This window comes from Methylophaga sp. UBA4204, from assembly GCF_002379485.1.
Lineage (GTDB): Bacteria > Pseudomonadota > Gammaproteobacteria > Nitrosococcales > Methylophagaceae > Methylophaga.
Genome location: NZ_DFTU01000070.1, coordinates 1 through 6,011 on the forward strand (window position 1 = coordinate 1; position 6,011 = coordinate 6,011).

General features: G+C 42.2%; 4 protein-coding genes. 1 reads left to right on the forward strand and 3 read right to left on the reverse strand.

All coding sequences use genetic code 11. The features are described 5' to 3' along the window. Positions 1-185: 185 nt before the first annotated feature. The 3 genes from B3182_RS10225 to galE all read right to left on the reverse strand — a co-directional run bounded on the left by B3182_RS10225 (position 186) and on the right by galE (position 4,545). Complete coding sequence (locus B3182_RS10225; RefSeq protein WP_292355564.1) at positions 186-1,589, reverse strand: undecaprenyl-phosphate glucose phosphotransferase; 1,404 nt, start codon at positions 1,587-1,589, stop codon at positions 186-188. A 28-nt stretch (positions 1,590-1,617) separates the two neighbouring features. Beyond that, the gene (locus tag B3182_RS10230; RefSeq protein WP_292355562.1) at positions 1,618-3,018 is read right to left on the reverse strand and encodes a mannose-1-phosphate guanylyltransferase/mannose-6-phosphate isomerase; all 1,401 of its coding nucleotides are present in this window, start codon (positions 3,016-3,018) and stop codon (positions 1,618-1,620) included. A 546-nt stretch (positions 3,019-3,564) separates the two neighbouring features. Beyond that, complete coding sequence (gene galE, locus B3182_RS10235; protein WP_292355558.1) at positions 3,565-4,545, reverse strand: UDP-glucose 4-epimerase GalE; 981 nt, start codon at positions 4,543-4,545, stop codon at positions 3,565-3,567. Between the two features lie 246 nt (positions 4,546-4,791). On the opposite strand from galE, the gene galU reads away from it, so the two are divergent. After that, the gene (gene galU / locus B3182_RS10240; RefSeq protein ID WP_292355556.1) at positions 4,792-5,649 is read left to right on the forward strand and encodes a UTP--glucose-1-phosphate uridylyltransferase GalU; all 858 of its coding nucleotides are present in this window, start codon (positions 4,792-4,794) and stop codon (positions 5,647-5,649) included. Positions 5,650-6,011 lie beyond the last annotated feature (362 nt).

Sequence of the window (6,011 nt, forward strand, 5' to 3'; positions counted from 1 at the left end):
CATTGAACCCGAAATGATTGACTCCCAGATGTTTCTCTCAGCCGACATTTCTGATATGCGCATTACCTATCGTGTCGATAGATAACTCAGTCAAAGGAATTGCAATTGAGTTTTAATCTTAGGAACGAGTTTAAATTTCTTGTTGGCTAGACAGCGATGTCATACCGAAAATTTAACTCTGGACATTAATATACATCCTTTCCAACAAAACCTCTAGTGATCGTTAATAAAATAATTTTCAGATCAAGAAGCAATGTCCAGGTTTGAATATACTGTAGATCATATTTGATACGCCCTTCCATTTTATCCAGCGTATCCGTCTCTCCACGAAAACCATTTATCTGGGCAAGACCGGTAATACCAGGCTTAACCTTATGCCGAAGCATATACCCTTGGATTTTCGCTCTATATTCTTCATTGTGCGCTACAGCATGTGGCCTTGGGCCAACGATTGACATAGAACCGCCTAACGAATTGAAGAATTGTGGTAATTCATCTAGTGAAGTTCTTCGTAAAATTTTGCCAAAATGCGTGACCCTTTGATCGTTCTTTTGGGCTTGAATGACCTTATCACCATCTTCAGTAACTGTCATGGTACGAAACTTCCAGACTTTTATTTTTTCACCATCCATTCCATAACGTGTCTGTTTAAAAAACACAGGACCTTTGGAAGTCGCTTTAATGCCAATGGCTATCAATAACATCGGAATGGCTATCAGACACAGTATAAAAAAACTCAAGACAATATCTTCAATGCGTTTGATTGCACTATCAATACCGGCAAAGGGTGTCTCATAAATGCTGATTGCCGTTATTCCCTGATAATCCACCCATCTGGAGTTAAGCAGATTAAAAGTAAACAAATCGGGTACCAAATAAACCGAAGCGGTAGTATCGGCAAGCTTTTCAGTAATCAAACGAATACGGGCTTCAGCTGCCAAAGATAATGTAATAAAGACAATGTCGATTTTTCCTGTACGGCAATCTCTTATTAAGTCTTCGATACTGCCAAGGACAGTCGCTGCATTTTCTTCCAAACGACGATTTGGGGCCGGTTTACGATCATCGTAGAAACCACTGAAACGGTAACCTGTCCATTCCATTTCATCAAAGGATTTTTCCAGTCGATAACCAAGCTTCGTCGCTCCTACAATAGCCACGCGTCGGGTATTTAACCCCTTGGATCGCATTATTCCAAGCACCATTCGAACGATGGCATGCCAGGAAATCAACTCGATAGGTGTAGCGATTATCCAGATTAATATGAAAGGTGTTGCATAGGTTTGTTCATTAATGACAATCAGTTCGATTGTCACCAATACCGCGATACTCGTTCCCCAGGAAAATAATACTGCAGTAACCTCATCCCTTAGATACGTCCCGCGCCATGAACGATAGGCATCCTGTGATTCGGCAAAGAAGTGAAAAAGAATAATTGAAAATAATAAAGACCAGACATGCTTTGGTTGCCATTCAATAGCAAACAAATCCATTAAAGCCAGAAAGGTTACTAATATAATGGCACTATCAATTAGCCTTGAAATAGCATTAATTTTTGAGTCGTAATGTCTGATTTTTCCTTGCGCCATAATTGTCCTTAGGCCATCTCTTATTCTGTTATTTACGGTTATAGGTATCTTGAAGCCTGATAATGTCGTCTTCTTCAAGGTAGGCGCCGGATTGTACCTCAATGATTTCCAAAGGGACTCGTCCAGGATTACGTAAACGATGCACACTTCCAAGAGGAATAAATGTTGATTCGTTTTCGCCCAGTAACATGACCTCATCATCCCGTGTGACTTCAGCGGTTCCACTTACCACTACCCAGTGTTCAGCACGATGGTAATGCATTTGCAATGACAAAGATGCGCCCGGGTTCACCAATATGCGCTTCACTTGAAATCGGTCACCCATATCAACAGAGTCGTAATTACCCCATGGGCGATAACATTTACGATGGGTTATAACTTCTTTACGGTTTTGTCGGGTCAGTTCTTCAACGATTGTTTTAACTTTTTGTGCCTGATCTTTATGCGCCACCATGACAGCATCATGTGTTTCAACAACAATCACATCGTCCAGGCCTAACACCGTCACCAGACGATTTTCGCTATGAATATAGGCGTTATGAACATTTTCAACCAGAACATCGCCGATCAACACATTCTGATCAGCATCACGGGTGAAAGCTTCCCATAAAGAAGACCATGAACCGACATCACTCCAGCCCGCATCGAGTGGAACAACCATAGCTTTATCGGTTTTTTCCATGACCGCGTAATCAATTGAGTCACTCGGACTTTGCTCAAAAAGCTCAGGATCAACACGGACAAAATCAAGATCGATAACCGCTTTTTCAAGGGATTGTTTACAGGAAGACAACATCTCAGGCGAAAAGCGTGCGAGCTCTTTGATATATGCGGAGGCTTTAAACAAAAACATCCCACTGTTCCAGAAAAAGTTTCCGGCAGACAGGTAGGACTCTGCTGTAGCCAAATCCGGTTTTTCGATAAAACGTTTTACTGAACTGGGTTTCGACTTTTCTTCTGCTTCAATATAGCCATAGCCGGTGTGAGCAGATTGTGGCTGAATACCAAAAGTAACCAGTTTATCTTGTTCAGCCAATATTTGCGCTTGTTGTATAGCCTTATGAAATACAGCCACATCCGAAATTAGATGATCTGCAGCTAATATTAACAGTAACGGATCTTCACCGTTCTCCATGGCCTTTAATGCTGCCAGAGCAATCGCTGGAGCGGTATTACGGGCACAGGGTTCAAGAATAATGCCATTGGCTTCCAGACCTATTTCCTGAAGCTGTTCAGCTACCATGAAACGATGCTCGTTATTACAGACAATTAATGGAGCTTCGAGAGACTCCAAACCATTTAAACGAGTGAGCGTGCTTTGAAACATCGATGAATCGCCAAACAAGGTTAAAAACTGCTTGGGCTTGTTTTTTCGTGATAATGGCCATAAACGGCTTCCGGAACCACCGGATAAAATTACTGGAATCATTTCAAGTCTTCCTCACAAGGATTTGTTTATCTTTCATAGCCACCGCTGCTGGAGGCTATTTTTTTGTCCAACAAGGCGGAAATGATGCGATGCAGTTGTTCTACATGAGTCATTTCCAACGCAGTGGGACGGAAAAATAGTCCCAGCCCTTTGGGTTGAGGCTGAAAATGCACCACTCTTCGTTGCTCGTCGTTTATTTAGAGTCACTAAACTGCTCTCCTCGCGCCTTGATTGGTACATTTTCAGTCACAACAGAGGTGGCTATGAAAAATAAACAATTCTAGGGTCTTTTTATCTTTCATAGCCACCACTGCTGGAGGCTGTTTTTTTGTCCAACAAGGCGGAAATGATGCGATGTAGTTGTTCTACATAAATCATTTCCAACGCAGTGGGACGGAAAAATAGTCCCAGCCCTTCGGGTTGAGGCTGAAAATACACCACTCTTCGTTGCTCGTCGTTTATTTAGAGTCACTAAACTGCTCTCCTCGCGCCTTGAGTGGTGTATTTTCAGTCACAACAGAGTTGGCTATGAAAGATAAAAAGACCCTAAAATCTTTCATTTTGATGCCAAGCCCATGCTGTTTCGATAATTGATTCAATGTCCGTAAATGCAGGCTGCCATCCCAGAGCTTTTCTTGCCGCTGATGAATCGGCTACCAGCACTGATGGATCGCCAGCTCTTGGGGGTTCAATCGTAAAAGCGATATCGTGTTGAACTACTTGCTTGGCTGCTTCAATTACTTGCAATACGCTAAATCCATTCCCATTACCCAAATTGAAAGCAAAGGCACCGTCATGTTGTTGTAAATATTCTCCTGCCAGAATATGGGCTGAAGCCAAATCGTTTACATGAATATAATCCCGAATGCAGGTGCCGTCAGATGTTGGATAATTATCACCAAACACTTTTAATGTTGATGCTTTGCCGACAATGGCAGATTTAAGAATATTAGGAATTAAATGTGTTTCAGGTTCGTGACGTTCGCCGATTTCACCGTCCGGATCTGCACCACAGGCATTAAAATAGCGTAATGCCACAGACTTTATACCATATGCATGATGATAATCCCCCAACACATCCTCAATCATTTTCTTTGATTGTCCATAAGGATTTATCGGCATACGGGGATGCTGTTCATCTATTAGATCTTGCTCAGGCAGACCAAAAACAGCGGCAGTAGACGAGAAAACAAGTTTATCGTGTCCGGTTGCTACCATTGCATCCAACAGGTTTAAGGTACCAGCAACATTATTTCGGTAATATAACGCCGGATTTTGTACAGATTCACCAACCAGTGACTTGGCACAAAAATGCATTATCAAATCAAATGGTCCTGCATCCTGCAAAATACTGAGCAATGCTTCGGCATCCAGAATATCGGCTTCAATGAATTGACTCCAGCGAACCGCTTCTCGATGACCAGTGCTAAGGTTATCTAATACCATCGTTTGATGATTCATCAAGGCCAATGCCTTGCAAATATGAGATCCAATATAACCTGCACCGCCGAGTACTAAAACTTTCATTTTTATTCCTTGTTGCACCCAAAAACATTGAAATCCACCTAGGCAGAATTCATAGACCTCTTTGCACGAACTTTAAAAGGATTTTTTTGAGCGAAACTAAATAGTAATGTTCAACATTTACAATATATCAGTCCGACTATGACTTATCTAATGTTGTTTAACTATGGAGTTCTTGAACTTCACAGGCAATTACTTTAGCTTAACGTCATCTCTTTTTTCCACAACAGTTTGATAAGGATCTCGTCAATGGCTGTAAAAAGTCTTATAAGAAAATGTTTATTCCCTGCGGCAGGTTATGGCACACGATTTCTTCCTGCAACGAAAGCAATGCCCAAAGAAATGTTACCCATTGTCAGTAAGCCTTTGATTCAATATGGTGTTGAAGAAGCCATGGAGGCAGGCATTTCACAAATTGGTTTTATAACTGGCCGTGGTAAACGAGCCATTGCTGATCATTTCGACACCAGTTTCGAACTGGAACATCAAATTAAAGGCACCTCAAAAGAAAAATTTCTCGATGATATTCGTTATCTGATGGATAACTGTGAATTTGTATTTATGCGCCAACGGGAAATGTTAGGACTGGGTCATGCGATCCTGACCGGCGAACCGATGATTGGCAATGAACCATTTGCAGTCATTCTGGCTGACGATTTATGCGCCAAACCAACGGAAGGTGGTGAACGTGCACTGAGTCAATTGGTTGCGTTATATGAACGTTATCAGTGCAGCATCGTCGCGATTGAGGAAGTCCCTGCTGATGAAACCCATAGCTATGGTGTCATTTCCGGTGATGAAATCGCTCCGGGTATTTATCAAATTAAAGACATGGTTGAAAAACCCAAACCTGAAGAGGCCCCCAGCAATCTGGCGATTATCGGACGCTATATTCTGACGCCGGAGATTTTTGAATATCTGCGTAAAACCAAACCCGGCACCAATGGTGAAGTTCAAATAACGGATGCCTTGCGCTTGCTGGCACAGGACCGTCTAGTATTAGCCGTAAAATTCAAAGGTCAACGTTTTGATTGTGGCAGCGTAGAAGGTTTTGTTGAAGCCACCAATTATTACTACGAACATGAGCATTTGAATAAATCAGCGTAAGGTAGGGTCTGTTTATCTTTCAGAGCCACCACTGCTGGCGGCTATTTTTTTGTTCAACAAGGCGGAAATGATTTGATGTAGTTGTTCTACATAAATCATTTTCAACGAAGTTGGGCGGAAAAATAGCCCCAGCCCTTCGCGTTGGGGCTGAAAATGCATCACTCAGTGTTGCTCGTCGTTTATTTAGAATGACTACAAAAACGCCGGGACAAGCAATGTTCCAGACATTGCTATTGCATACACTCCATCCATGGAGATAAACGTTTTTGAGCGTAAGCCCCAAAGGGGTGAGATACATGGATGTATCTCACAAACTGCTCTCCTCGCGCCTTGATTGGTGCATTTTCAGTCACAACAGAGGC